At 66.6% G+C, this 26,299-nt stretch carries 22 protein-coding genes and 2 tRNA genes; 14 read left to right on the plus strand and 10 right to left on the minus strand.

The window, feature by feature from the left end; genetic code table 11:
- Positions 1 to 302: MFS transporter (locus VF542_RS00640; protein WP_408649776.1), on the minus strand; the 302-nt coding region annotated here is incomplete at its 3' end.
- Positions 303 to 537: 235 nt separating this feature from the next.
- On the opposite strand from VF542_RS00640, the gene VF542_RS00645 reads away from it, so the two are divergent.
- From VF542_RS00645 to VF542_RS00655, 3 genes are all read left to right on the plus strand, one after another.
- On the plus strand, positions 538 to 1,176 hold the full coding sequence (locus VF542_RS00645; protein ID WP_408649777.1) for a TetR/AcrR family transcriptional regulator: 639 nt from the start codon (positions 538 to 540) through the stop codon (positions 1,174 to 1,176).
- Between the two features lie 150 nt (positions 1,177 to 1,326).
- A tRNA-Ser gene (locus VF542_RS00650) sits at positions 1,327 to 1,416 on the plus strand.
- A gap of 149 nt (positions 1,417 to 1,565) precedes the next feature.
- Positions 1,566 to 1,641: transfer RNA gene (locus VF542_RS00655), tRNA-Arg, on the plus strand.
- Between the two features lie 221 nt (positions 1,642 to 1,862).
- On the opposite strand, the gene VF542_RS00660 is transcribed toward VF542_RS00655, so the two are convergent.
- Positions 1,863 to 2,417 carry a hypothetical protein gene (locus VF542_RS00660; protein WP_408649778.1) on the minus strand — a complete coding sequence of 185 codons (555 nt, stop codon included), beginning with the start codon at positions 2,415 to 2,417 and terminating at the stop codon, positions 1,863 to 1,865.
- Positions 2,418 to 3,470: 1,053 nt separating this feature from the next.
- Here VF542_RS00660 and VF542_RS00665 point away from each other — a divergent pair.
- Positions 3,471 to 4,436 (plus strand): hypothetical protein, encoded by a 966-nt coding sequence (locus VF542_RS00665; RefSeq protein ID WP_408649779.1) that lies wholly within the window; start codon positions 3,471 to 3,473, stop codon positions 4,434 to 4,436.
- Positions 4,437 to 4,538: 102 nt separating this feature from the next.
- On the opposite strand, the gene VF542_RS00670 is transcribed toward VF542_RS00665, so the two are convergent.
- Positions 4,539 to 4,838: a hypothetical protein gene (locus VF542_RS00670; protein WP_408649780.1), complete on the minus strand. Its 300-nt coding sequence runs from the start codon at positions 4,836 to 4,838 to the stop codon at positions 4,539 to 4,541.
- A 1,948-nt stretch (positions 4,839 to 6,786) separates the two neighbouring features.
- Here VF542_RS00670 and VF542_RS00675 point away from each other — a divergent pair.
- Complete coding sequence (locus VF542_RS00675) at positions 6,787 to 8,085, plus strand: hypothetical protein (protein WP_408649781.1); 1,299 nt, start codon at positions 6,787 to 6,789, stop codon at positions 8,083 to 8,085.
- A 1,121-nt stretch (positions 8,086 to 9,206) separates the two neighbouring features.
- Complete coding sequence (locus VF542_RS00680) at positions 9,207 to 9,431, plus strand: hypothetical protein (RefSeq protein ID WP_408649782.1); 225 nt, start codon at positions 9,207 to 9,209, stop codon at positions 9,429 to 9,431.
- 722 nt (positions 9,432 to 10,153) lie between these two features.
- On the opposite strand, the gene VF542_RS00685 is transcribed toward VF542_RS00680, so the two are convergent.
- From VF542_RS00685 to VF542_RS00710, 6 genes are all read right to left on the minus strand, one after another.
- Positions 10,154 to 10,387 carry a hypothetical protein gene (locus VF542_RS00685; protein WP_408649783.1) on the minus strand — a complete coding sequence of 78 codons (234 nt, stop codon included), beginning with the start codon at positions 10,385 to 10,387 and terminating at the stop codon, positions 10,154 to 10,156.
- A 413-nt stretch (positions 10,388 to 10,800) separates the two neighbouring features.
- Positions 10,801 to 12,093 carry a nucleotidyltransferase family protein gene (locus VF542_RS00690; protein WP_408649784.1) on the minus strand — a complete coding sequence of 431 codons (1,293 nt, stop codon included), beginning with the start codon at positions 12,091 to 12,093 and terminating at the stop codon, positions 10,801 to 10,803.
- A 160-nt stretch (positions 12,094 to 12,253) separates the two neighbouring features.
- A complete protein-coding gene (locus VF542_RS00695; RefSeq protein WP_408649785.1) occupies positions 12,254 to 13,078 on the minus strand; it encodes an ABC transporter permease in 825 nt (274 codons plus the stop codon).
- Complete coding sequence (locus VF542_RS00700; protein WP_408649786.1) at positions 13,068 to 13,832, minus strand: ABC transporter permease; 765 nt, start codon at positions 13,830 to 13,832, stop codon at positions 13,068 to 13,070. The genes VF542_RS00695 and VF542_RS00700 overlap by 11 nt, the downstream gene beginning before the upstream one ends.
- The gene (locus VF542_RS00705) at positions 13,829 to 14,770 is read right to left on the minus strand and encodes an ABC transporter ATP-binding protein (RefSeq protein ID WP_408649787.1); all 942 of its coding nucleotides are present in this window, start codon (positions 14,768 to 14,770) and stop codon (positions 13,829 to 13,831) included. Before VF542_RS00705 ends, VF542_RS00700 begins: the two co-directional genes overlap by 4 nt.
- A 6-nt stretch (positions 14,771 to 14,776) precedes the next feature.
- On the minus strand, positions 14,777 to 14,908 hold the full coding sequence (locus VF542_RS00710; protein ID WP_408649788.1) for a hypothetical protein: 132 nt from the start codon (positions 14,906 to 14,908) through the stop codon (positions 14,777 to 14,779).
- Positions 14,909 to 15,549: 641 nt separating this feature from the next.
- Between VF542_RS00710 and VF542_RS00715 the strand changes: the two genes are divergently transcribed.
- The 8 genes from VF542_RS00715 to VF542_RS00750 all read left to right on the plus strand — a co-directional run bounded on the left by VF542_RS00715 (position 15,550) and on the right by VF542_RS00750 (position 25,261).
- Positions 15,550 to 16,473 (plus strand): hypothetical protein, encoded by a 924-nt coding sequence (locus VF542_RS00715; protein WP_408649789.1) that lies wholly within the window; start codon positions 15,550 to 15,552, stop codon positions 16,471 to 16,473.
- 270 nt (positions 16,474 to 16,743) lie between these two features.
- Positions 16,744 to 18,069, plus strand: a complete 1,326-nt coding sequence (locus VF542_RS00720) for an ATP-grasp domain-containing protein (protein WP_408649790.1) — start codon at positions 16,744 to 16,746, stop codon at positions 18,067 to 18,069.
- Between the two features lie 39 nt (positions 18,070 to 18,108).
- The gene (locus tag VF542_RS00725; protein ID WP_408649791.1) at positions 18,109 to 18,297 is read left to right on the plus strand and encodes a hypothetical protein; all 189 of its coding nucleotides are present in this window, start codon (positions 18,109 to 18,111) and stop codon (positions 18,295 to 18,297) included.
- Positions 18,298 to 18,466: 169 nt separating this feature from the next.
- On the plus strand, positions 18,467 to 19,345 hold the full coding sequence (locus VF542_RS00730) for an alkaline phosphatase family protein (RefSeq protein ID WP_408649792.1): 879 nt from the start codon (positions 18,467 to 18,469) through the stop codon (positions 19,343 to 19,345).
- 13 nt (positions 19,346 to 19,358) lie between these two features.
- Positions 19,359 to 20,576 carry a hypothetical protein gene (locus VF542_RS00735; RefSeq protein ID WP_408649793.1) on the plus strand — a complete coding sequence of 406 codons (1,218 nt, stop codon included), beginning with the start codon at positions 19,359 to 19,361 and terminating at the stop codon, positions 20,574 to 20,576.
- A complete protein-coding gene (locus VF542_RS00740; RefSeq protein ID WP_408649794.1) occupies positions 20,563 to 22,377 on the plus strand; it encodes an aminotransferase class I/II-fold pyridoxal phosphate-dependent enzyme in 1,815 nt (604 codons plus the stop codon). The genes VF542_RS00735 and VF542_RS00740 overlap by 14 nt, the downstream gene beginning before the upstream one ends.
- Positions 22,374 to 24,257 carry a DUF4910 domain-containing protein gene (locus VF542_RS00745; protein ID WP_408649795.1) on the plus strand — a complete coding sequence of 628 codons (1,884 nt, stop codon included), beginning with the start codon at positions 22,374 to 22,376 and terminating at the stop codon, positions 24,255 to 24,257. The genes VF542_RS00740 and VF542_RS00745 overlap by 4 nt, the downstream gene beginning before the upstream one ends.
- A complete protein-coding gene (locus VF542_RS00750; protein WP_408649796.1) occupies positions 24,254 to 25,261 on the plus strand; it encodes a GNAT family N-acetyltransferase in 1,008 nt (335 codons plus the stop codon). Before VF542_RS00745 ends, VF542_RS00750 begins: the two co-directional genes overlap by 4 nt.
- 23 nt (positions 25,262 to 25,284) lie before the next feature.
- Here the strand turns inward: VF542_RS00750 and VF542_RS00755 are convergent, their stop codons facing one another.
- Positions 25,285 to 26,076, minus strand: coding sequence for a class I SAM-dependent methyltransferase (locus VF542_RS00755; RefSeq protein ID WP_408649797.1), 792 nt, complete (start codon positions 26,074 to 26,076; stop codon positions 25,285 to 25,287).
- Positions 26,077 to 26,299 lie beyond the last annotated feature (223 nt).

Raw genomic sequence — 26,299 nt, forward strand, 5'->3', positions numbered from 1 at the left:
CTGCCGATGGTGAACAGCGCGAGGCCGACCATGAACATCCGGCGGCGGCCCAGGATGTCACCGGCGCGACCGCCCAGCAGCAACAGGCCGCCGAAGGCGAGGGTGTAGGCGTTGATCGCCCAGGTCATGTCGGTCTGGTTCTTGCCGAAGTACTCGCCCATCTTCGGCAGCGCGATGTTCACGATGGTGCCATCGAGAACGATCATCAGCTGCGCGCCGGCGATGATCAGCAGGGTCAGGCCGGGGTGCTTCGCCCTGCCAGGATGCCTTACGGCCGAGGAGGACTGGTGCGTCGTGGTCACGACTCTCCTTGAGTGCTGGAGCTCATGCCGGGCGGTCTGCCGCACGGCGGTTCGGCTTTCGGGCCGGCATTGCTGCCCTGCCTAAAGCCTTCTTGCTGCTTGCTCTATTCCGGTTCAATAGGGAACGTCGGCGTTCCTTGGGGTAGGCTAACGGGTGCGCGATAAGAAACGCAAACGTGCACTGAGACTGTTGCACAAGTAACTGTCCGCCCTCCCTGAAAGTGCTCCCACCGCGATGACCCTGGCAGCGACGACACCTCCGGAGACTTCCCCCGAAGACTCCGGGCGGCAGCGCAAGCGCGGCGCGGAACTCGAGCGAGCGATCAAGGACGCCACCATCGCCGAGCTTGCCTGCGGCGGCTACGGCAACGTCACCATCGAGTCGGTGGCGGCCCGGGCCCAGACCGGCAAGGCCTCGATCTATCGCCGGTGGCCGACCAAGCAGGAGCTGGTGCTGGACGCGCTCGACGCGCTGCTGAGCGGCCCGTTGCTCAGTACCGAGGAGCTACCGCTGGACGACACCATCAGCACCCGGGACGCGCTGCTGAGCCTGGTGCAGCGGGTCAGCGCGTTGATGATGGGGCCCGGTGGTGAGGCGATGCGCTCGATCATGGGGGAGTCGCTGCGCGATGCCGCGTTCTGCGCGGTGTTCGAGTGCGACTTCTTCGACCCGCGCAAGCAGGCCGTGATCAGGCTGCTGGAACGGGGCGTGCGCCGTGGCGAGGTGCGCCCGGATGCGGCGTCGGGGCTGGTACCCGAGATGCTGGCGGGCACCCTGCTGCACCGGATCGTGATCCGCCGGCGGCCGATCAACGAGGACGAGCTGGTGGAGCTGGTGGACGGGTTGCTGATGCCCGCCATCAGCCCGCGCTGAGGTTTGTTGGCCGGCCTCTTCGTCGGGCCTCCTGGCTGGGTGGCTTTGGTCGGCGCCGTGGCTGGTCGCTTCGGTTGGGGTCTTTTGGCTGGCCGGTCGGCTGACCAGTAAGGTGTGCGGCTGACGGTCGTGCTCGTCCAGGCGGCCGAAGGAGGCTTCGCCTAGTCCGGTCTATGGCGCCGCACTGCTAATGCGGTTTGGGTTTATCGCCCATCCGGGGTTCAAATCCCCGAGCCTCCGCTCGATGTCTGGCCCCGTCCTTGTGGCGGGGCTCTGCGCTGTGGTGGCCTGGCACTGGCGCTCCGTGTCGTCCGGCCGCGCCGGCTCGCGGCCGCGGGCCGCTTTGGTCGGCCTCCGGCCCACCCGCTAGACTCGGCCCTCGGTTCTACGCGCCCGTAGCTCAACGGATAGAGCACTTGACTACGGATCAAGAGGTTGCAGGTTCGAATCCTGCCGGGCGCACCAAAGTACTCATATACGAACCTCGGCCAGCAGGAACCTCGCCGGGGTTCGCCGTGTTGTGGGCCATTCGTTGTTGGAAGTTCCCAGCTAGCCGTCGTCGGTGCGGCTAGCGCTGTCATGGTGCCGTTGCCGCCAGGGCTAGTCCAGTTCGAGGATGACCTTCTCGTCACCTTCGTCGCAGAGGACGACCCGCGCCTCGCAGATGCGGTGGCCGTCTCCGCTGCTCACATCAACGGGGTAACGCGAATCATTGGGGTGAGAGGTGGAAAGACCAGTTCGAGGATGAGGCGGCGGCCGTGGCTGCCGGTGTCATCAGTGAGCTGGAGGCGAATGATCTCCTGGCCATTATGGCGATCGATGCGCTGGTTGACGGCGATAGCGTTCACCCAGGGGTAGCGGATATGTCCGGCGAGAGTCTTGCCGCGGCGGCGCTGGGCGGCGCTGGCTTTCGAGATGACGGTGAGGGCACCGGCTGCCACCACCCCGGCTGGGCCAAGGCCACCCCAGGTGCGGCACTGGTCGAACTTGCGGCTCGCGACGATGAGGCGGGCATCGGTGATGATGACGTCGAGTTCGAGGTCGACGGGCTCGATGATGGGTGGGAGGTCGCCTCCGGTCTCTTGGTAGACGGCGATCCGTTGGGCGCGTACTCGGGTGATGGCAGCGCCGTCCGCTGGCTCCAAACTCACCAGGTGCGAGTCGTCCGAGCTAGTGACATCGGGGTAGCGCCCGTCGCCGTTGTCCTCGGGAGTGCGAATGGCGATGATGGCGAAAGCCATGCGGTGGTCCTATCTGGTCGTTAGCGCCAGGGCAGCCTGCGGCCGTGCGGCCGTGGATCTCAGGGTGCGGTGCTAAACCCCCAAGCCGCCTGACTACGGCTATCCCCCGGCCGGAAGTGGGAAGGTGGCGCTGTTGTAGACGCTCGAAATCGTCATGGTCCCGGTGATCGGGGTGGGGACGGCGTAAACGAGTCCCTGCAGGGTGACGCTCCTGCCGGCGGGGACGGCGTTGGCGTTTTGTTGCCGTCCGGCCACTTCGTAGAGGCTGCCGCGGTCGGGCAAGAGGTTCGTGACCGTGAGCGAGAAGGGGATGTTCGTGGTGTCGGGCGGGGCGTCACCGCCGGTGCAGTTGGAGCCGGGTAGTGGGTCGGCTATGGCGGACTGGCCGAAGCTGACGGTGATCTGGAAGCGGTGCCGTTCGGTCGGCCCAAGTGAAGCTGCTACCTGCCGGGGCCGGTGTGGCGCTGGTTGGTCGCACCGACGTGCTCACCGTTACGGGTGTAGTGGCCGCTCTGGGCAGCTGGGCACCTGTGCTCACCCGGGAGGCTGCAAGTCGGTTGTTGGGTGGGTTTGTGTTGGAGCAGCCGCCAAATGCGACCAAGTCCGCGATGCTGCCGACCAGCACCATCGCGCATCTAGCTACCTGACCGCCTGCCCCCTGTGTGAGTAGTGGTTTGTAACCCGCCCCAAGCGCTCCTCATGCCCCTGCCCCAAAGTCCGAAATCCCCCCCGGGGGGGGGGGGGGGGGGTAACTGATTGCTCATCTGTTGTCCCACGCCACGGCCGAAGCCGTGTCCCCGGCTGACCGACATGAGTATGGCAGGCAGGATTGCGGTTGGCACGTTCATCAGCCGTCGGAACCGCGCGCCGCATGAGCTTCGGTTTGCCGTCATAGGGGTTGGCACCTATGCCGGGTAAACGCGGCAAGTCGTGTCGCAGCAGAGAAGTTCCAGTACATTGGTGCGTCGACGTGACGCTCATGTGAGGGAAGCTGTGACAAGAGCAGTAGTAGCAGTTCTATGGGTTCTCGCTGCGATTACCATCATCGCTCGGGTGGTCCTTTACGAATTCAATATAATTTATAGTCAGTACAGTCTGACTCTCTTAACGATCGCCGCAGCCGGCTTGGTGGTGGCGGCGATCGGCGCAACGGTAGCTTGGCGATCATCCGCCACATCAACGACAAGCGACAATATTGGCGTGCTGGCGAGCGCGACGGCTATTGCTGTCACCCTGTACAGCCTTTTACAGCTCAGCCTTCCGAATACGCCTCAGTCGGCAGCTGCTCCAGCTTGTCAAAATGCACCGGTCCATGGCTCACGAGCACAGGGTCAAACCACCGAATTGGGTGTCAATGGTCGCTCCGGCGTAGGAAGTGCCTATTCCGTCAAGGACCGGTTCGGCCCAAGGTGCACCATCGGTTTCGACGGTTTTTGTTACGGCGAAGGTGTAGCAAACTCGACCAGGACAAACCTGGCCGACCAACGATGGCTGATTGTGCACGGCCGTAGCGAGACTGTCTCGGCTGCTTATGTGGATCTACAGAGCGCACAAGCTAAACTCGGTAATTCAGCGTCCCGCAGCTGCAAGAAATTCAGCGGTGGTGCGACTCCTACCCTGTCGAAATGGGTAGCCCTCAGTGCCAAGCCTGGAGTGGTCCAACTCGCCGCCCAAACCAAGGGCGCAGCGATAGTGAGCTTCGGAGTCCTGCTCCCCGCTGCGATAGCGGGTGGAAGTTTTCCCTTCCTTGAGGTCGCCTACTACTCGGGTGTCCCGACATCCAAAGGCTTTGGGTCAGCTGCTACATGGAAAACCGCTCCACTCGTGCCGCTTCGCGGCAAAATCACGATGATTGCCGTGGCCGAGGCCTGTTCTGCAAACGACGCTAAAGTACCAGGCACAGGGAAATACAAGGTGCTAACTTTCGTGAACGGCAAGCTTGCGACAGCAAAAGACATTGAACGCGGAACGGTTCCGAATGCTGACAAGCTAGACCAGGAGACGTGCTCTTTGGAGTAAGGAGAACGTCGATAGTCTAAAAATCGGTTGTGCCAGGCAACGTTACGAGGATACGTAGAACCTGTTGGTCGGTGGGGCATACCAGCGCAACCGACCCATCAACTACGTCGCAAGTGGCGGGGTGCGGATGCCCTGTCCGGCACGCGGGCAACGCTCGGCCCCAATACCCCTCCGTTCGGCAAGTGCCTCCTGGGCCAGATCAAAGGCGGCCATCACGACGTTGGTCAGACCTGCCCCGGAGGAGTCGAGGCCGACGTTGACGTTGACGTTGATGATTGGACCGCTCGTCAGCTCCACGTAGATGGCGAGCATGCAGGGTTCAGTCTTCCAGGTGACGTTCGCTATCTCCTCGATCGAGAGCAGGGGGCTTAGGCCAAGCAGCGCATAGCCCAGTCTTTCCAAGGGTGTTCGAGGTAGTCATGAGACGAGAAGACACGTCCAATCCAACTCGATGAAGACCGTGCCATTTTGCCTAGCGGTATGCCAGCTATAGGAGAAGGTATCTGAGGCTTTGACCAAATCTCCTGGCCGGCGGGTGTGTCGACACTGCCATGCAGCAAGTAGTCAATCGGTACTAGATATTGCCGATTTTTCTGATTGCGAATGGTGCCTAGCATTCCCGTGCGTTCCCATTTCATACCGCTTTCAAAAACCTCTGAGGTCACGCGCCCGGTAATTCATGTGCGAGCTTGTGATCCCAATTCACCGTTCCCTTGCCGTAGTGGCAGTTGTACCGGACGGCGAGCTGAGCGTAGGAGGTGCGTACCCACACCACTCGCTCGCTGGCGCAAGACAACCGCCGGTAGGTACTTCCGCCGGTACCTGGAGGCTGATGGCGTAGGCGCTGATCCCGGTGCTCGGTAGCGGCACGCCGGCCACGTCGCCGATCGGTAGCTTGCGGGTCTCGCTGCCTGCGATTTCAACGGCCGGAGCAATTCGCGAGTCATAGACGCGGGTCGAAGCCGGCGTAAACGCCCCGCCGGTTCCAAGGGTGGCCTATCACCGGCTCATGACCCACGGCTCGCTGTCGCCAGCCGACCGAGCCGGCCTGGAAGCCGTACTCCGCACTGGCCGCTCAGCCCGCAGGGCAACAGCTTCCAAGCGGTCACGCTGCCAGCCAGTCAGCCCGTCCAGGCGCACTCCGGCCAGCCGGCCATGCTCCCCGCAGCCGCACCAATACCATCACCGGGCGCCGCCTCTACTACAGCGAGCACCGGCCACGGGACCAGACACGCCAGCCCAACTCTGGCGCTGCATCCGAACCGGGCGCAGCCACACGGCACCGCCACCACTAGCCCTCATTGCCCGAGCTGTGGCACCGCGACGCAGCGCATTAACCAGTAACCGTCGGAACATGCTGCACCTTGGCTGCTGCGCCAGCCCGAAGAGCTACAGAACGTTGTACCAGAGCGTGCCGGTATACGTATCTGTCGCGTTGTTGCCGTAGGAATATGCCGCGAGACAGAAATGTGTATTGATGGCAAAATTAGTGCCCAGGAGCTTCTTTGCGGTAGGGTCGGCGTTTGGGAAGGGTACCGCCGTCCCATGGTTTGAACGATCTCCACACTTGTACCACATGAGGTCTATCTGTGGCCCATCTGTCTTTTGGAAGTAAATGTTTGAGGTAGTTGTCGAGGTCCACCAATCGTTCACACCCCAGTACCATTGACCTTGAATGAGATTGCCAGTATTTGTGGTCGTGGTGGCACTGGATGAGGTAGCTCCGGAAAGTAGGGCAGCTACCAAAAGAACTGTCGCGCTCAATACAATGGTCGCGCGGCGAAGTAGATTCCTCATGGCAGCCTCCTGAGCGGACTTAGGAATAGATACTGGTCTGCCGGGCAATACCTGCCGAGACAGCAGCCTCTACACCCTGCTCCTGCAACTCCGTAGGTGTCAATAGGCACTTTCATTACTGTTATGGATACTTGCGTTAGGCTTTCACAAGCAAGGGCACGATCCTTGACTGGTAGGCAAGGGCATCGACCGGCCAAGCCGAACCGGCCCTTGCAGGGCACTCCGGACTGTCGCCTGCTAGGACCGTGATCGGGGCTTCCAGTACCGGTGAGCCTCCATTAGCTTGCGACTAGCTCCGGGACCATAGGGCTATGTCATCGCGTATCTACTCCCGAACTGACCCCTGCACGAAGTGCGGTGAGCCGGTCGTCACCGTCGAGCTAACCAGTGATGGTCTCCGACCTGGACGAATGGTTAAGCCGCCACCCCAGGTCTACTCCCAGCACCGGGATCGGCGTACCGTAGGAGATCGGATTGATGAAGAGTGCACTCGGGCTTGACGGTGCTCCGGGAAGTGACAGGTCTGGATTAAGGCCGAGATCCAGTACCTGCAGTGGATAACTTCCTTCTCGAAGGCACGACGCGAATCGGCCATCTCTACGACGGCTCAGACGAGACGCCGAGTATCACAGCTCAGCTGAGTCGTGCGGATGACCAGGTGCGACTGGAACTTTCGCTGCTAAGGTCTGTGACTGACTTGCACGAGGCGTGGTTCCAGAGTCAGCAGGTCCCGTCCTGCCTCCTGTTCCGAGATACCGCCGGGGCGGTAGCTCTCGCCGGCTGTCGCTTCGGTGGCTATACCCAGAGTTCGTGGTACGGCCATGCCAGCGGGGTTATCTGGGTTGAGCAGGCGGTCGTTGGAGCTGACGCTGAGGACTACTCCACGCTGACCGGAGTCCGCTCATCGATTGATGGCCTAGCTCGCTGGACGGGCCTCTCGTCGGTCTCGGATGAACGGGAACACGACGATGAGAGCCGGCTGACGGCCATAACCGTCACCGCCGAATCTAAGCCCGCCATAGCCATCGGGGGCACACCGCCGCTGTCCTTGACTCCTCAGTTTTCGACCTCTACCGACCCCGCGAACGGCACCACGCTCATCCAAGAGCAAGTCCTGGTCGAGACGCTGACGGAACAGCCGATCTCCTGGCAGAAGCATCTACGCCCCCACCGAGCCCTGCAAGATCTCTTAGCCTTGACATACGGCTGGCCCTGCAACCTGGACGTCACCTACGCCCGGCGAGAGGACGACCCCTACCGGCTGCTCGATGGCGAGTCCCTTGGTACCCCCTGGCTCCAGGCCGTGGTGCCGCGCGCTGGCCGCCGGCCGGCGAAGAGAGCGCCGCTATCGGCAAGTCAGCGGCCACTCTTCGTGCTGGCCGATATCTCACCAGCGGGGGTGGCGAAGTGGATCAGTGAGTACGACTCACTCGGCCGGTCGATGTGGCCGCTGGCATCGCTGGTCTACCAAGGCAACATTCCCGTCCAGGCCCGGCTCCTCCAGGTAGCGACAGCCCTAGAGGCGCTCGGATTTGAGCTAACCCGGTCGGATGGAGCGGGGAGTAGCAGTCCTGGTAAGACGGAGAACTTTCTGACGTACCTACGCCTGATCGTGCATGGCGTCGGTCATGACGGAGCTGCCGTGGTCAGCAAGGACTACGCCGACGTCAGTTCGTGGATGGCTGCGTTCAACCAGGCCTATAAAGGTGTCAAGCATGCTGACAATGCCAGCACGCTCTTCGCGGAAGCGGTAGAGATGGTGAAGGCTGGCAGCCTGCTCGCTCGGCTGTGGCTGGGTGCGTATCTCGGCGCGGACCCGCACGCCTTAGCTGATAGAGCCCGGTATGTGTAGGGTTGCCCTCAGCATAAGCGGATGGTGCATCCTGTTGCTCAGTGTCGCGGCGGCAATGGGTTCACAGTCAGCATAGATCGGTACCTTGCAAGCAGGTGCCGAATACAATTGATTGCGGCGGCGTTAAGAGTCCGGTGTAACAGCTCCCGGGCAGGCCGCGCAAATCAGCCGACGAACGCCTAATAGAGCAGCTTTATTTCTAATGATTGTGCTGAGGCTAGCCTTACCCTCGGGAACTGGATTACTGTCCGACCTTCTTAATACCTTCGGGAAGAAGGGCGCACCCATTATGGAGGAGACGTTGCTCAGGGCTTTCTAATGGCACTATTCCTGCGAATTCGACTCACCGGACCGTCATCGCGGCTACGGCGGAGGAGCCCAGCAACGGCCCTGTCGGGTGAAAACCATTCATTAGTCGGCCCCGGCCGGTGTTGCGACCACCGACCGAGGCCTTGATCGCGACCTACGCGAGATAGGCAACGACCCAATGAACGAATCTATCGGTCCCGACCGCTCATCCCCATCTGACCCCGGCGCGGAGTGGGTGCCCACACCCGAGCACCCCTGGCGACCCATTCCTGACGGTGAGGATGGGGACAACTATCAGTACGACTACGGCGCGGACTAGTGCCTAGACCGGGCCAGCCATCCGCAGTTTCACGGCGGGTATCCGTCACCGACCCACCACCGCACTGAGTGCCGCAGTTACGAGGGGTTCTATGGTGCGCTGTCAGAGGGCGGCAGGCCGGGTTACTTCTCGGCGTATCTGGTGCGCCCGGCGCAGGAAAGTTCGTCCAAGGCCTGTGGGGGCATGACGCACACCAACGGCCCGCACCCCGGAACGACAACCGCCGGCGAGGCACGGTTCCGGCTACAGGCAGTCACGAGTGCCGTCCGTTACCTGGTAGATCAGTTCTTCGACTAAACGCAGCTTACCGCTCGGCGAAGAGGGATTGGGTCCTTGAGCCGCCTGTGCCTGTTGCGGTCCTTGGGAGGACTACCCGCTTGCTCTCTGAGTGCACTTGGGAACTCCGCCGGACGGTGGACGTGCGCAGGAGGGGGTGGCGAGGCTGCCAGCCCCGAAAGTCCCTACCAGCCGCCGGCCCGGATACATTCGGGGTATGAGTGATTCTCACCAATGCCAGTCATGCGGTGCCGCAGTGCTGGACGACGATAAGCACACCGCGTGGCACCGCGACATCGAGGCCCGCGTCGTCAACGTCGATCGGAACCTCAGCGCCAAGTACGACACACTCGCATCCAAGGTGCGTGAACTCGACCGCCGGGCCGACTGGTTCGGGCAGGCGATCGATAAGATCAGCAAGCATTTCAAGCTCGAGCTTTAGGATGCACCCATTAACGACGAGCCCTATAAGGCCTAATTTGGGTAATGATATAGCTGACTCACCCAGGCGACACGCGCACCTGATCATCTCTGTCCCGACACGGCTGAACACGCGGATTGGAAAACGATCACCCGGTATGGCAATCCGTGGGCGGGAGGTGCAACCGGCTCAAGGGAGTTGGCCTTGTCCCTCGTCTACCGAAACGAGGTACTTCGGCGGCTCGATGGACTTACAATTCCTGACGGACGCTTGGTGTGGGGCGACGAACTAGCGAAAATCGGGGACCCGCCTGAACAGGTTGGCGCGATGATTATCCCCGCCGCCGCCCCTACATTCAAGGCGAGCCAGGCCGTTGCCATCATTGCGACTACGGAGGCGATGCTTGCGGTTGCGCATGCTTCACGATCGACGAATGGCTGAGTTCGGGCATGTTGTCTTGGTCCGACCCCACAATTCGGACGAATCTCGTCCCTACTTCGACATTGATCCACGGCGGTTACTGGCCTACAGACTAGGTCGGTTGGAGGCCAGCGACGTGCGCTTTGAAGAGGGTGAAGTAGAGCGGTTTACCGATCGAGTGGAGATCCTTTGGAAGGTATTCAGAAATCAGCTCGGCCAGGAGTGAAATGTTTCGCATCAACGCGGAATCGGGCGACTTCCCTTGCATACGACAGAGCGGCAGGTGCCGATTACGCACCTGCCGCTCTGGAACCGACCGACTGTCAGTCGGTTATGGACTGCTCTACGTGGCGCGGTGGGCGCCAACCGTCCTTGACGTCGGCGGTCTGCGTCAGGTGGGCGGCGAGGTTGCGGATCACCGTTGCTGGGATGGTGCACCGGAACGGCTGCTCGTCGTCGTCGCGCGGGGCAAACTCCAACGCCAGCCGGTCCTCATCCACCGTGTCGCGACGCGGCTCGCCGTACCGGAACGGGCGCACCAGATACGCCGACAGCACACCGGGCAGGCCGTCTATCTCGCCCAGCTCGCCCTGGAACCAACCATCGACTGCGAGCTATCACTCACCGGGGTAGCGACGACCTACGCCCACCAGCTGGCATGGTGCTCGCAGTCACATGCATGCGCATAAAAGATCGCAGCTGAACCGACCGCCGCCAAGCGTCGTAGTGTGCCTGATCGACAAACCGGCGGCTTGCCGCCACCCCTATCTCGCAACCGCAGTGGCAGCGTCGCGGCTTGTCAGGTCGGCGTAGCTCACCGCCTGCCGCTGCCAACCTATCCAGCTTTGTCCCCAATTGCCCGTTGGTAGCTGTTCAATCAGGGGCACCAGAGTGACGTCTTTCAAACCCGCACCGCGTCGGTCGACCTTGTGCACGATGACGTATTAGCGGGCGTCGGTCGTCCCGGCGGTCAGATGTTCCGGGCCTTCCCCGCCACAGTGGCCACCGCCCGCTCGACCTGCTCCTCGGTGACGATGGGGACGACCACCGCCAGGAACGCGCCGATCGGCGTCTCCAGCACCAGCGCCCGCCCGATGTCGTGAACCGTGATCCCGTCAGATCTGTCGGCCGGCTGATCGGCCACCTGCCGACCGGCCACCGCCGGATCGTCGGCGTCCAACGGCACCAGCGGCAGGCTTATCCCGGCCGCGAGCTGGCGGCTGGCCGGGCGGTGGTTGAGCACCGCCGCGGCCCGGCCGGCCCAGGTCAGCAGCCGGTCGCTGACCTCATCGTCGTCCGGATCGTCCTCCAGCCGGGAGCCGAGCGAGTCACGGCTGAACGCGAGGGCCGCCGCCCGGACGGCCTGGCCGACGCCGGCCGGCCGCATCATCGGATACGCATGCGTGACGGCCCGGAAGGTGCCCGGCGCCCGGCGGCGCAGCCGCAGCCAGCGGTTGCCCTCACGGTCCACGTCGTCCGAACCGGTGTCCCGGGCCGCGGCCAGCTCCCACCCCAGCGCGTGGCGCCGTGCCAGGTCGGTCAGCCAAGCCTGGTCGGAGTCGTCCAGCCGGGCCAGCACGGCGCGGGCGTCGAGCCGGTCGCGCAGCCGCAGCCGGGGCCGGTCCAGCATCTCGGCGATCAGGATCGCGGCGGCCCAACGACGCCCGGGCACCCCCACCCCCCGGACGGTCTCCTGGTCGTCCCAGAGCTCGGCGTCCCAGGGCAGCACCGAATGGCTGTGAAAGATCATGCCGGCGCAGTTCAGTTCCAGGTGACTGCCCTGGTCATCCTTCAACGCGATCACGGCAGACCAGCCCCAGTCGCGACGCGCGACGGTGGCCGCAAGCAGCCGATAACCCTGAGATGCCAGTGCGGTGACCGCCCGCCATCCGTCGGCAACGCTCGGCAGCACCAGATCGAGATCGTCCATCTGACGCTGGTAACCGGCCGGTTGCAGATGCTCGTAGCCGAAGCCCTTCATGATCAGGAACGGCACTCCGGCCGACCGCAGCGCCTCGTCCACCTGCTGCAACTGCGTCACCGCCCGGGCGTGGTTGCCCCGGCGCAGCGCCACCCGCTCGGCAACCAGTTCGGTGCACGCCGGCGCCGCCAGGAACTGATCGGACAGCGGCAGCAGCACCTCCTGCTCCTCGGCCAGTAACGCCAGCCGATCGAGGGTCGCCGCGTCGGCCGAGTCCAGGCCGCCCGGACGCAGGATGGTATTCCACAGCCGCTGCCGGTCCGATAGCTTCGTCCCGCTCATCGCGCGCCTCCACCTTGTTGACTGCGTGCCGGGCTTGTTGACAGCGACACCGGCCTGTTCACCGCGGCCCCAGCTTGTTCACTGCGGGCCCGGCTTGTTCACTGCGGGCCCTGCTTGTTCACTGCGGGCCCTCCCGACAACGCCGCTCCCGGCCCCGCCACTAGACCAGCCCCGCCCGGCGCGTCGCCCAGCTCTGGGCCACGCGCAGCGAACCTATCGCCGCCACCAGCCAGGCCGAACCCACCAGCAGCTCGCCGAGCAGCGGCAACAGCGCACCGGCGGCATGCCCGAGCGCCAGCTCGCGGCAGCCCCGGATGCCGTTGCCCAGTGGCAGCAGGTGGCTGACGAGCGCCAACCGACCGGTGGGCTCGTGCGGCAGCACCGCGCCGGACAGCAACGTCAGCGGGACGGTCAGGGTGCTGCTGATCAGGTTGCGGGCATCGGGCCAGAGCAGTGCGGCCCCGGCCAGGGTCATCGCCAGGCAGGTCGAGCTGTAGGCCATCGCCACCGCGAACACCGGCAGCAGAAGCGAGGACGGGCGAAGCAGCTGGACCTCGGGAAGGTAGGCGAACACCGCCACCAGCGCCGTGGTACTCATCACGCCCCCGTCGACCAGCCGGTCGACGGCCCGTCCGAGCATCGACGGGACCAGTCCGGCCGGTGAGACGACCAGCACGGCCGCGGTGCCCAGCGCGCGCTCCATCGTTGCCAGCGGGATGGCCAACAGCGCACCGGTGGCCGCCGAGGCGCACGCGGCGCCGATCGCGATCCGGTGCGCCACCGATTCGCTGCCCACCAACAGCCCCACCGACGCCAGGAAGGCCGCCTGGGCCAGTACCCGGACCAGCCAGCCGCCGACGTAGGTGTACCACCGGTACAGCGCGCGGAAGTCCCGCCAACTGATGACGGCGGCGAACCGGAAGGTCGCGAACAGGCTGGCAGGCTCGTCGATCGGTCCGTCGGACGCCAGCCGATCAGACGCCATCGAAGGCTCCGGTGGCCTGAACGCGCCGGATCGCCCACCGCAGCATTCCCCACGCCAACACCCAGGTAGCCATGGCCAGTCCACCGGCGGCCAGCGCCGGCAGCAGCACCGCGCCGGCAGATCGACCGGTGGCCACCGCGAACAGGTCCATCACCCACGACAGGAAGAACAACCGCCCGGGCACCCTGACCCAGATCGGCCAGACGCGCAGCGGCGCGAGCACGCCCCCGAGCACGAACGCCGGATAGGTCCACGCGTTCTGCCACGGGCGAGCGTTGGCGGTCAGCAGGAACACCGCGCCGAAGAAGTACGTCGCCCCCGCCATCGCCACGCTCAGCAGCACCACGGAGCCCGCCATCAGCCACGGCCGGTCGATGCCCAGGTCGATGTGGAAGAACAGCACCGCCACCACGCCGGCCTCGACCAGCCCGACCAGCCCGAGCAGCGAGATGGCCAGCACCCGGCCGAACATGGCCCGGGCCACCGACACCGGCGTGACCAGCAGCGGCGCGAAGGTCCCGGTGTGGCGCTCCTCGTCGATCAGGTCGCCGCCGGAATAGATCGCCAGGGACCACACCGTGGTCACGTAGCTGGCCAGCACCCCGACGATCGCCAGATCGCGCCGGCCGGTCTGGGCGAGCATCGTCAGGTACAGCACCGCCGAGAACGGCACCAGGGCCAGCAGTTGCAGGTCGTCCACCCGGCGAAGGCTGATCAGCATCTGCACCCGCAGCCCGGCGAGCAACACGCTCACGGAGCTACCCCGTCGAAGAGCGCGAGATAGGCGTCCTCCACCGAGGCCGGAGCGACGCCGAGCCGGTCGGCACCGGCCGCCTGGGCCCGGGACGACAGCTCAGCGGCGTGCTCCTTGCTGCCGAGGCCGAACCGAGCAGTGCCGCCCGGGCGCAGCGAGAAGGTGAGCACCCCGGCCAGCTCCGCCAGCTCCCGGTACCGGGCTTCCGACAGGCCGCCGACGTCGACCGAGACCCGGACCTGGGACGGGATCTCCAGCTCACCGGGCGCGCCGCGCAGCAGGATCCGGCCGCGCGAGACCAGCAGCACCTGGGCGCACAGCGCCTCCGCCTCGGCCATGTCGTGCGTGGTCAGCAGGATGGTGACGCCACGGGCGGACAGCGCCACCACGATCTCGTGCAGCGAGTGGATGCCGATCGGGTCCAAACCGGTGGTCGGCTCGTCCAGGAACAGCACCCGCGGGTCGCCGACCATGCCGCGGGCCAGGTGCAACCGTTGCTTCATGCCGCGGGAATAGGTGGAGACCCGGTCGCCGCCACGGTCGGCGAGGCCGACCAGTTCCAGCAGCTCGGCCGCTCGCCGGCTCGCCGCCGGTCGCCGCAGCCGGAACAGCGAGCCCCAGTACTCCAGGTTCTCGCTACCGGTCAGCCTCGGGTACAGGCCCCGGTCGCCGCCGAGCACGACCCCGATGCTGCGGCGGACGTCCGCCGTCTGGGTGACCACGTCGAAACCGGCCACCGTGACCGTGCCGCCCTCTGCCCGCAACATGGTCGAACACACCCGTACCAGCGTCGTCTTGCCCGCTCCGTTCGGGCCGAGCACGCCGCAGATCTGCCCCGGCGGCACCTCGAAGGACATCTCGTCCAGCGCCCGGCGCAGCTTGGCGCCACGGCCGAACTCCTTAACGACGCCGTGGACGGCAAGGGCGGACTCAGGCATGACTCGTCAAGTGTGCAGCTCTCGCCTGGCTGCGGTGACCGAGCGGGCAACACCGTCGAACCGCAAGCGGAAGTGGCCGCCAAACAGATGCGGCGCGCCATGGGCATGGCGCGCCGACAACTGCACTTCGAGGATCAACGGTCCTTCTTCCGCTTGATGACGCGCGGAGACAGATGGGACATTGCCATGATTCTTACCCCCTTACAGCTGAGACCGTGCGGGCTATAGAACGTACATGGGCTCGAGCAGGACCGATTCCATCTCTGCGGTGTGCAAATCAGGACGTAGCCGGTGGCTGCTGACAGAAGTATAGAAGTCACCGGCCGGTGGAAGCAACGATTCGGGCCCGAGTACGCGATGGCTCGCGGTCACCAGATGCGGGAACGTACAGCCGATGGGTGATCCTTCGGCCGACGCAAGCGGTCACACCGCTGATTCATGGCATGCGGAAGTGGCCGCCGAACAGATGCGGCGCGCCATGACCATGGCGCGCCGACAGCCGCATTCGGGGATCAGCGATCCTTCTTCCGCTTGATGACGTGTGAACGCAGGATGGACCTCGCCATGATTCTTACCCCCTTACGGGCTGGACGATGCGGCGAACAAGAACGTCGTACGTGAGGCTCGAGCAGCATCGAGTACATGCCTGCCGTGCAATCAGGAGGTAGCCGGTGGCTGCTGACCGAAGTGTAGAAGTCACAATCGGTGAAATGCAATGATTGGGTCCAGTCCGCGCCATGGTTTCGTAGCGGTCAGCAGATGCAGGAGACGTACGGCTAATGCGCGAAACCTCCAGTCAACGGGACTGCCCCCTGGATGCCTGGCTGACCGGGTCCGCCGCCAAGGCCGGCCGCTACAGCGATGACATCTACTTTCGTGAGTCGTGGGACCAGGCCTGCGAGCTGCTGCCCGATCCTGAGCTGATTCTGCGCGCGTACACCTACGTCCTGATCAAACCGGAGACGGTGGCAACCGGGCGGGTCGAACCCCTGCTCACCCTGATCCGGGACCGGGGCTACCTGCTGCTCGACGTGCTACCCGTCGTGCTGGACCGGCACCGAACCCGCGCGCTGTGGCAGTACCAGCTGAACGCGGCGCCGTTGGCGACGCTGGCCACCGTGGATCTGATCATCTCCTGCGGGCCCACGGCGATCGCACTGCTCGCCGAGGAGCCGGGCGCCCGGCAGCCCGGCGTGTCGGCCAGCGAGCGGCTGAGCGCGATGAAGGGCGGTTCGTTCGGGCCCCGCCGGCCGACCGATATACGGACGTTGCTGGGAGGAGGCACCACCAGGCTGTTCAGCTACCTGCACGTTCCGGACGAGCCGGCCGATCTGGTCCGCGAACTCGGCATCTGGTTCGACGACACCGCCAGGCACCGGGTCTATCGCACGCTGGCCGGCGCCGGTGCCGGCGCACCCGAGCCGGAAATTGCGGAGGTGGCACGGCGGCTGGAACGGGACGTCAGCGTCACCGACCTCGACCTGGACCGGGCCCTGGACACCGTGGCGCGCACCGTCGCGGCGGCGGACGAGGCGTGGTTGCGGCAGGTGCGCAACTGGCTTTCAGGAGAGCGCGAGGCCATCACATTGCTGGACCTGGTGCGATGGTTGAGCGGCCTGACCGGTGTGCCGGCCTGGGACCGGGCGCTCATCGCCGCTCATCTCGTGCAACCTCAAACCCCGGAGCGAGCTCCGTTGTTGTAGCGCGTGCCGTTGTTGTAGCGCGTGCCGTTGTTGTAGTGGGTGCCGTTGGTGTAGCGCGTGCCGCCAGCCGATATCCCGTTCGCGGCCTTCCGGCGGATAGTTATCCTCTCACCACGACCGAACCGGGAGGTGGCATGCGCCGGGTTCTTACCGCGGTCTGTCCGTCCGTCCAGCCGGCCCACCCGACGCGGGGTCGGGAGGACCGCCGGCCCGACGCCGCGCCGGCCACCGAGCGGGCGATGGCGTGACCGCCACCGAACGGGGGATGGCGTGACCGCCCCCGACGGCCGCTTCGCCGTCCTGGTCGCCGACCAGGGCTTCGGCGCGATCACGGTCCTCGCGGACACCATGCGCAGCCTCGGCTACCGGCCCGCGCTGATCACCGGGCCGGCCTCGCAGGATCAGCTGGCTGCCTGGGGCAAGCACCACGATGCCATCGAGGTGGTGGACAACCCCTACAGCGAGCAGGCGCTCCAAGCGGCCGCCCGCCGGATACCCGGCCCGCTTGCGGGGTTGTTCTCCTGCTACGACGGATGCGTGCTGCCCGCCGCCCTCGCCGCCTCGGCGTTGGGCCTGCCGCACTGCGACACCGCGGCCCTGCGCCGGTCTCGTAACAAGTACGAAGCGCGCCTACGGCTGCGAGAAATCGGCGTCGACCGGGTGCCGGCAGCGCTGGTCGGCCTCGACGGTGATCTCGCCGCCATCGAGCAGACCGTGGGCCCATACCCCTTGATCGTCAAGCCGGTCAACGGCATCGCCTCGCATCTGGTCGTCAAATGCCGGAGCCGCCAGGAACTGCGGGCCGCGCTGCACCGGCTGCACGACAGCGTGAGCGATGACCTGGCCGCGCTGTACTCACATCCCATAGGACTCGGCGAGAGCGGCCATACCGATCCGAGCTCGGAGTTCCTCGTCGAGCCGTTCCTGACCGGCCCGGAGTACTCGGCCGAACTCGTGGTCAGCCCGCACGGCGTGTCCCGGATCGCGCTGCTGGAGAAGCTGATGGTCGATGACGTGTCCTTCTTCGAGACGGCGTTCCTCAGCGTCGAGGATCGCGCGGTCAGCGAACGGATATGGAAGTTCATCGAAGACGCCGTGACCGGTATCGGGCTCGATTCCGCGATGTGCCACGTCGAGGTCATCGACACTGCCGAGGGTGTCTCACTGGTGGAGATCAACGCCGGACGGCCGGGCGGCGCGCGCATCGCAACCCTGGTCCGCGGGGCCCTCGGCCGCGACGAGATGATCGAAACGGTGCGTGCGGCACTGTACTGCTGGTCGCCGGAGTTCGTGCAGCCGGAGTACGGGCTGCCGGCGGGCCTGGTGATCAGCTATCCGCCGGGCCCCGGCGTGATCGAGCGCATCGAAGGAGTGGATCAGTGCCGCGACATTCCCGGGGTGGTTGCCGTGTCGGCGCTCCTGCACCCCGGCCATGTGGTGAGCACCATGGACCGCGAGTGTTTCGGCGTGGTGGCGTTGACCTCCGGAGTGGGTTCGGACGGCCTTCGCGAGATCCATCGGCAGCTGCTGGAAAGGGTCGAATACGTGCTGCGAACCAGTGACGTGGCCACTGTTTCAGCACCCGTTGATACCTGACGAAGCCATTGTCACTGGTAAAACCAGGGTGTACCGTCCATGCATCACTTCTCTCCCCGTGAGGTTGCCATGATTTCTACCCCGCAGATCAGCCGTGTGGACCAGACGACCACTACGGCTCCCGCAGTCCTCGTTCCTTCGGCGATCGAGAAGATGCTGGGCAAGCGCCAGGAAGCACAGCTGGCGAAGTTCCGCACCACCTGCACTGACTGCGTTCCCAATCTGTAGTCTTTTCGACCCAATCGAACGCTGCACAATTGGGCGCGCGGCTGACGTCATCGAACGTCAGGCGCGCGCCCAATTCGACGTCGGCCGCCAATCGGTAGTGCTGGCGGTTGACGGTGTGGGATTCTCCATCGCCGAGGCATGCTGGCCCGGGGCTCGTTGCGAGTCACTGGTGACGACCTTCCCCAGTACCTCCACGACGGCCTGGCTCACAGCCTTGACCGGTGCGGGCGTGGAGCAGCACCTGGTTCCCGGCATGGTGTTCCATGTCGACGGCTCGCCGGTAGAGGCGGTGGGCGCCGGTCCGGCGCACCTGCTCGGTCCGGTCGAGTCGGTGTTCAGCCGCTTGCGCGCCGCCGGTGTCAGCTCCTCGGTGATCCCCGGGATGATCGCCGACTACCCGGGCCCCTGGTCGCGTGCGCTCTGGCAGGGCGCGGACATCGTGCCGTCCACTCGGCCGGCTGGCACGCCGCCCGACCCACGAGACACCGCGAGCCAGGCCGTTGCCGACGTCGACGCCGTGCTCGCCACCGGCGCCGACCTCGTCATCGCCTACGTCGACATCGACACCACGGTTCACCAGGAGGGCTACTCCGACCGCGTCCGGCAGGCCCTGGCGATCCTGGACTCCGCCGCGATCCGCTGGCGCAGGCACGAGGTTCTCACGATGGCGCTGTCCGACCACGGCGCTACCGAGGTTCGTCCGGATGCCGCCGTCACACAGCGCTGGACGGCAATGGCCGATTCCGGCCTGTGCGATCCGGTCAGCGGCGGAGCCGGCCGGGTGCGATGGCTACACTCCTGCCCGGGGCAGCACCAGCGGCTGCTCACGATGGCACGCGACGCACTCGGCGATGTCGCCTGGGTAGCGAGCAAATGGGAGGTCGCGCAGCGTGGCTTGTGGCCGGCTTCGGAGAGCTTGCTCCGCCGGGTGGGCGACGTGGTAGCCGTCGCGACGGCTCCCGCCTTCCCCGTGCCGCAGGAGGACATGCGTTACGAGCACGGCTCGATAACCCCAATGGAAATGCTGGTCCCGTTCGCGATCTGGTGAGGTAGGAGCACAGATGCCAAAAGCAATCCTTCGTGACAAGGTCGGTGGGGTCACGACCCTGCCGGCCGAAACCGGGCAGTCCCTGGTGGACCTCCTCCGGCTGGCCGGCGTGCCCGTCAACGCGGTGATGACCCAGGTGAACGGCGAGCTGGCCAGCGAGGACAGCGTGGTGCTCGGCGCCGACGACGTGGTCGAGGTGTTCCAGGTCCGCCACTACGACATGAACGTCACCCGCTCGCCGTCCCAGCGCAAGTACGCCGCCGTCAAACCGGTCTACACCAAGTCGATCCTGTTCGACGACAAGGGCGATCTCGAGGTGCGCAACGAGCAGTTCGACCGGGAGAGCTACCCGAAGTTCGTGGAGTCGGTCTTCATCGACTCGGTGACCTCCGGCCAGACCCTCCGCGACGGTGACCGGATCGTGCTGGGCCTGTCCGGCGGCCGGGACTCCATCGCGCTGCTCAAGCTGCTGGAGCAGACCCGGGACCGGCTGCCCGCCTTCGAGATGACCGCGCTGACCGTGACCGGCCTGCCCGACTGGGAGGAGAGCGCCACCTTCCAGGCCGCGGTGGACGCCTGCCGGCGGCTGGGCATCGAGCACGTCATCGCCACCGCGGAGAACGTCGAGGACGTGTTCTCGCTGAAAGTGCCGTTCATCGAGGCAATGACCCAGGTGGTGGCCAGCGACCGCTCCGCCAGCATCATGGTCATCGCCCACCAGGTGCTGCGGCGGCTGATCGAGATCGAAGCCGGCAACCGTGGCGTGACCGACATAGCGTGGGGCTTCAACGCCGATGACCTGCTCGCCAGCCTGGTCACCTGGTGGATGAGCGGCTTCCGGATGGGTGGCCTACCGGTGCGCCAGCTCGGCGACATCCGTTACACCTTCCCGCTGTACCGGATCACCAAGAAGGAACTCACCCTCTACCTGCAGCTGACGGAGCCGGACTGGAACCGCCAGGGCGCACCCGGCCGGTTCACCACCGGGCCCGACGAGCGCTCGATGTCCTACGCCATCGCCGATCACCTGCTGGGGCTGTGGCCGGGGGCCGACTACTACGCCTTCAACGCCTTCGCCAACATGCAGAAGTACCAGCAGCCCCTGGCCACCGAGCAGTGCGGCATCTGCGGCGGTGCCTACATCCCACAGATCGGGTACCCGGGCCCGAAGAACCTCTGCGACGTCTGCGACGTGTTCTCGCGTATGGAACTGGTTCGTGCCAGGAGATGACCCGACGGCCGAGCCCTGGTACCGGACCTACTTCGGTCCGTCGTTCTGGGCGCTCGTCGAGCAGGAGTACACAGCCGGACGGACGGCCGCCGAGGTGCGGTACCTGCATGAGGTGCTCGAGGAGTACGCGCCTGGGCGAAGGGTGCTCGACCTAGGCTGCGGTACCGGTCGGCACTCGAGCGCGTTGGCCGCCCACGGCTTCCAGGTGACGGCTGTCGACGTGTCCGAGTCGGCTCTGGAGCTGGCCCGGGCCCAGCACGGCAACCAGCACGGGCTGAGCTTCGTGCGGCACGATGTGATGACCGCCCAGCCGTGGCCGGTCGACGAGGTCGACGCCGTGATCTTCGTCCAGGGCCTGGGCTGGGGCACCGATGCCGACCAGCGCCGGCTGCTGCGCCGGGTTCGTCATCGGCTGGCACCCGGCGGCATCCTGGTGCTCGACCTGTCCAACCTCGCCTCGATCCTGCGCAACTTCCTCGCCACCTGGGAGCTCGACTCCGACCGCCACGGCTCATTCGCCATCCGGCGTCACTACGTCCCGGCTTCCGGCCGGATCGAGGGATGGTTCGAACACCTGCCTGCCGAGGGGACCGCGATCTCGCTCTGGCAGTCCATCCGGGTGTACCTGGTGGAGCAGGTGATCAGCCTGGTCAAGCAGTGCGGATTCACCGTGGAGGCGATGCACGCCGAGTTCGACCGTGACCAGCCGGTCACCATGGACTCCCGTTACGTGCAGCTGGTCTGCCGAGCGGTCGCGGTGCCGCCGGACAGTCTCGCGCTGGTCAGATCGACTCGTGCGCCGGGCCCGGGGCTCGACCTGCACTGGACTCCGGACGAGGCGGAGTTCCTCTCCCCGAGGACGCAGGAGCTCTGGCAACAGTGGTGGCCCGCGACCGTGACCGAGCAGCTGTCACTGGTCGGCGACTACGGCTTGCACGACCCGTACGGCGGCCACCGGAGCGCCGGGGCTCTCTCCGCTGCCCACGGGGTCAGCCTCGATCCCGGCTGCATCACCTTCGGAGCCGGTGTCACCCACCTGCTGGCGGCTCTCGCCACGCTCGCCGAGGGTGGCCGGGTGGCCACCGCCGCGTTCGGCCATCCGGACCTGGCCGAGTGGGCCAGGGCAAGCGGCTCGGACGTGCTGGTGGTGGACAGCTGGGCCGACCTGGATGCCGCCCGGTCCTGCTCGCTGGTCGTCCTGGACCGGCCGGGCGCGGCAGGCGAGGTCCAGGATCCGGGCGAGCTGGCGCGCCTGTGCGAACAGCTGAGCAGTACCGCGGTGGTCGTCGTCGACGAGAGCTACGCCAACTACCTCGGTCCGAACGCCTCAGCGGTGCCGGTCACCGCCGAGGTCGACAACCTGGTCGTGGTGCGGGGCTTCTCCAAGGGCTACTGCCTCGGCGGCCTCCGGGCCGGCTACACGGTCTGCTCCCCAGCGCTGGCCGAGCCGGTCAGGACCCGTGCCGTCCCGATGGCGGTGGCCACCGCGTCGCTGGAGTTCGGGCTGCGGCTGATCGCTGCCGGCGACATCTTCGGGCCGCTGCGCGACCGGATCGCCGAGGTCCGACCGGTGGTGCGCACGGCGCTGGAGCGCCTCGGCGTGGCGACGTCGAGCGGGCATCCGGCACTGCCCTGGCTGCTGGCTGAGGACGCCGCGGTGGCCTCGCGGGTGCTCGGGCGAGCCGGCATCAGCCACAAGAGCTTCCGGCCGGCCGGCGGAGGCGGGACGAGCCTGGTACGGCTGGCGCTGCCGCTGTCGCAGGCCAGGCTGGATCGCTTTCTGCGCGTGATTCAGGCGTGAATCTTGCCGACGCCCTCGACACCGCGACCGCTGCCCTGGACCGCGCGCGAGCGGCGGAGCTGATCCGGCGGATCAGCGAACTCGACCGTTTCCCCGCCTCGGCGGGACTGGACAGCGCCGCCGAGTTGGTAGCCGAGGCGGCCGAGGCGGCCGGTGTGCAGGATGTCGAGATACTGCGCTGGCCGGTAGCGGGCGAGCGGCAGCGCTGGTGGACGTTCGGGGCTCCGGCGTCCTGGACCCCCGGACCGTCGCGGCTGAGCTGGCGGGGGCGAGTGCTTGTCGACTACCCGCGGGATGCCTTCGGCCTGGCGGTGAACTCGGCTGCCACCGTCACCGACGGCACCCGGGCCGCACTGGTGCGCGGCCGCTCGGCGCCCTGGCGGGACGCGGTCGTGCTCGTCGAGGACCCGGTGGTGTCGCCCACCTTGCTGCGCGACATCGAGCTGGCCGGTGCCCGGGGCGTGGTGTGCAGCCCCGGCTGGCCGGACGAGGGTGAGCAGGACTGCACGCGGCGGGTGGAGTTGCCGCCGGGCGCCGGCATCTTCGCCTTCAGCCTCCGCCCTTCGGTGATGCGCGAGCTGGTCGCCGGTCATACGGCCGGCGACCAGGTCGAGGCGGCGGTGCGGGTGGAAACCGGCACCGCGATGCCGGTGGTGACCGGTGTCGTCGCGGGTCTGGACCCGAGCCTCGGCGAGGTGGCGGTGCACGCCCACCTGGACCATCCTCGCCCCAGCGCCAACGACAATGCCTCCGGCGTGGTGGCCTGCCTGCAGGTCGCCCGGGCCCTCGCGCGACTACCCGGACGCAGGCGTGGCGTCCGCTTCCTGTGGGGTCCGGAGTTCACCGGCTCGGCGGCATACCTGCACGACGTCGTGTCGGCCGGCACGCTGCCCGACCTGATCGCGCTGCTCAATCTCGACATGGTGGGTGAGCACGAGCGCAACACCGGTGGCATCCTGAACGTCGAGCGCAGCCCGCTGGGCACGCCGGATGTCGCGTCCGCCGTGGTCGGGATGGTGTTGGGCAGCCTGCCGGGGCCGAGAAGGACCTATGCCGGCGCGCGGCCGGTGCCGGCGGTGCCGTGGGCGCAGGTGCCGTTCGTCGGTGCGTCGGACCACCTCCTCCACGTGGACCGGGGAACGCCGGTCTCGGCGACCAGCCTCAGCCACCATCCCGACCGCTACCGCCACTCCTCCTGCGACACTGCCGACCGGGTGGACCTGGACCGGCTGCTCGCGATCAGCAGCTGCGCCGCGGTGGCCGTCCAGCTGCTGGCCGGCGGTCCCGACACCGGCCAGCTCGTGCTGGCCTGCATGTCGGCCAGGTACGGCGATCTGCTCGACGTCGTGCGGGACGCCCGCTCCTCGCCGGCCCAGGAGCAAGCAGGCTGGATCGAGCCCTCCGCAGCTGGCCGGGCGCATCGCCGGTTGGCAGCCGTGCTGTCCGGGGGAGACCTCGACCTGGCGTGGATCGCCGGAGTGGCCGGTGTCGAGCCCGACCGGGTTGCCGGCTACCACGACAGCCTTCGAGCGGTCGCGACGTCCCTGACGCCGCTGCTGCCGCCGGGTGAAGCCGGTCGCCGGCTCGCCGGGCCGGCGCTGAGCCGGTGCTGGAGCGGGCCGTTCAACCTGTTCGCAGCCCTGGACGCGGTGGACGAGCGAGCCAGACAACTCGCCTGGGACGGCATCGGGCAGGACCGGGGGGCTGGTTACGCGAGGCTGGTGGCACTCTCGCTCGCGGTCGACGGCGCGCGCGACCTGGACGGCGTGGTCGAGGCCGCGGCTTTCTCCAGTGGCCTGCCGATGTCGGTGACGAGTGCCCGCGGCTGGCTGGAGGCGCTGCTGGACGCGGGCTGGTTGGCGATCGAGGAGGCGCCGTGATCACCACGAGCGTCTATCGCGACATCGCCGACGTTCCCGCCGAGGAGTGGGATCTCGTGGTCGAGCGCACCGGTGCGCCGGTCTTCTACCGGCATGCCTACCTGAGCGCGCATGCCCGCACGGCGGTGACGTCCGCGCAGGCGCAGGTGTTGGTCATCGCGCGCGACGGCAGTGGCGATCCGGTGGCGATCTGCCCGGCGAGCCTGCAGTCGCCGAGCGATCCGCTGGGCGCGCTGGCCCAGCACGTCGATGGCTATCACCCCAGTGACCTCTCGCTGCTCAGCCACAACTGGCAGTGCTACGACACCCGGTTGCCGGCCATCGATCACGGCGCGGCGCCGCGGATCGTCGAGACGCTGCACGAGGTGGCAGTCGAGGCCGGCGCCTCCTGGTTCGGCTTCGTCAACGTCGCCGACGGGCCGCAGCTGGCCGCGCTCGCCGCCGCCGGATTCGATGTTGCCGAGGTCGACGAGCGGTTCTGCCTGGACCTTCACGGCATCCGGACGATCGAGGACTACCTGGAGCGGCTCAGGCCGAGTGCGCGTCGCAACCTGCGCCGGTACCGGCTGCGCGCGCAGGAATGCGGTGTCACGGTCGAGAACCTCGCCGTGCGCGACGTCGACCTCGACGAGGCGGTGGCGCTGATCAGGCACACGGCGGCCCGGCACGGTACCGCCGACTTCTATCGCGACGGCCCGTTCCAGGACTTTCTGCGCAGCCTGGGCGAGCTCGTCACGACGATCAGGATCAGCGACGCGGATCGGCTGCTGGCGGTCGGTTTCTGCCTGCCGGACCGCGATCGTTTCCATATGTGGACGTGTGGTGCGGTGTACCAGCACGACGCCGCGTTCAGCCCGTACGGCCTGCTGTTCCTGGAGACGGTGCGATCCGCGCTAGCCAGCGGTCGCCCGATCCTGGAAGGGGGCCGGCGCAACCGGGAGTACAAGGAGCGACATGGCCTGCACCGGGTTCCGCTGCATGCGGCCCTGCGCCGGTTGGGGTGAACCGCTCCTGACGGGCGGCTGGTTCAGGGTGCTGTGCCGGTCGCCATGACCCGCCTCACCAGGTCGAACCGGTCGAGCATGTGCACTGCTTCGTCATGGAAGGACTGCAGCGCGGGGTCCTCGCCCGGATCGAGGTGTGCGGCCTCCTCCCACATGCCGCGTTCGGAGGCGCGCCATGCCGGACGGTCGCGGACCTCGACATCGATGAACCCGGCATCGAGCAAGCCTTGCTGCGTGTCGACCGCGCGCATCCCGTCCGAGAGGCGCGGGTCGCCGCGGTCCAGCGGTTCCCAGCAGGTCAGCACCACTCGCCCGCCCGATACCAGCACCCGCCGCAGTTCGGCGTAGGCGGCTGCCTGGTCGGTAGCGAAACCAATGGCGTCCACGCACACGATCCCGTCGACCGAAGCGCTCGGCAAGCCGGTGGCGGCCAGGTCCCCGACCTCGAACCGCGCTGATGTGCCCGAAGCCTTGGGGTTGGCGGTTGCCTGTCGGATCGCCTCAGCGGAGTAGTCGACACCGATCAGGCGTGCGCCGGTCCGGGCGGCGATCTCCAGTCCGTAGCCGCCACGCCCGCACGCCAGGTCCAGCAGGGTGCCACCCGCCGGCAACCGCAGTGCCTCGACGACGTCGGCAATGCCGTCCCAGCTCAGCAGGCTGGTCGACAACAGCGAGGCCGGCAGCCCGAGGTGGCGCTGGGTTATCTCATCGTGCGGCGCAATCCCGTCGTGCGGCGCGGTCTCGTTGTGCGGCCTCGCCATGTCGGCGTACCACTCGTCGAAGTATTCCGCCGAGATCTCCGGGCGCTTCTCCACGGGCCAAGTATCGCGGCTCGAGAAGGCCGTGGCGACTACCTGACGGCGAGCACGCCGTCGGATTCCTATCAGCGCGTGACCGCGGCAGCTGAGCTGCCCTGCGCGCTGGAGCAAACCGGATCAGCGCAGAGCTCGGGCCAGGCACCGAGTGCGGTGCCTGGCCCGAACCTGCTTGCTGTGGTGCTAGGAGTGCGTCACTGCCCTGCTAGGGATCGACTAGCTG

The sequence above is a fragment of the Jatrophihabitans sp. genome (assembly GCF_036389215.1).
Lineage (GTDB): Bacteria > Actinomycetota > Actinomycetes > Mycobacteriales > Jatrophihabitantaceae > Jatrophihabitans_A.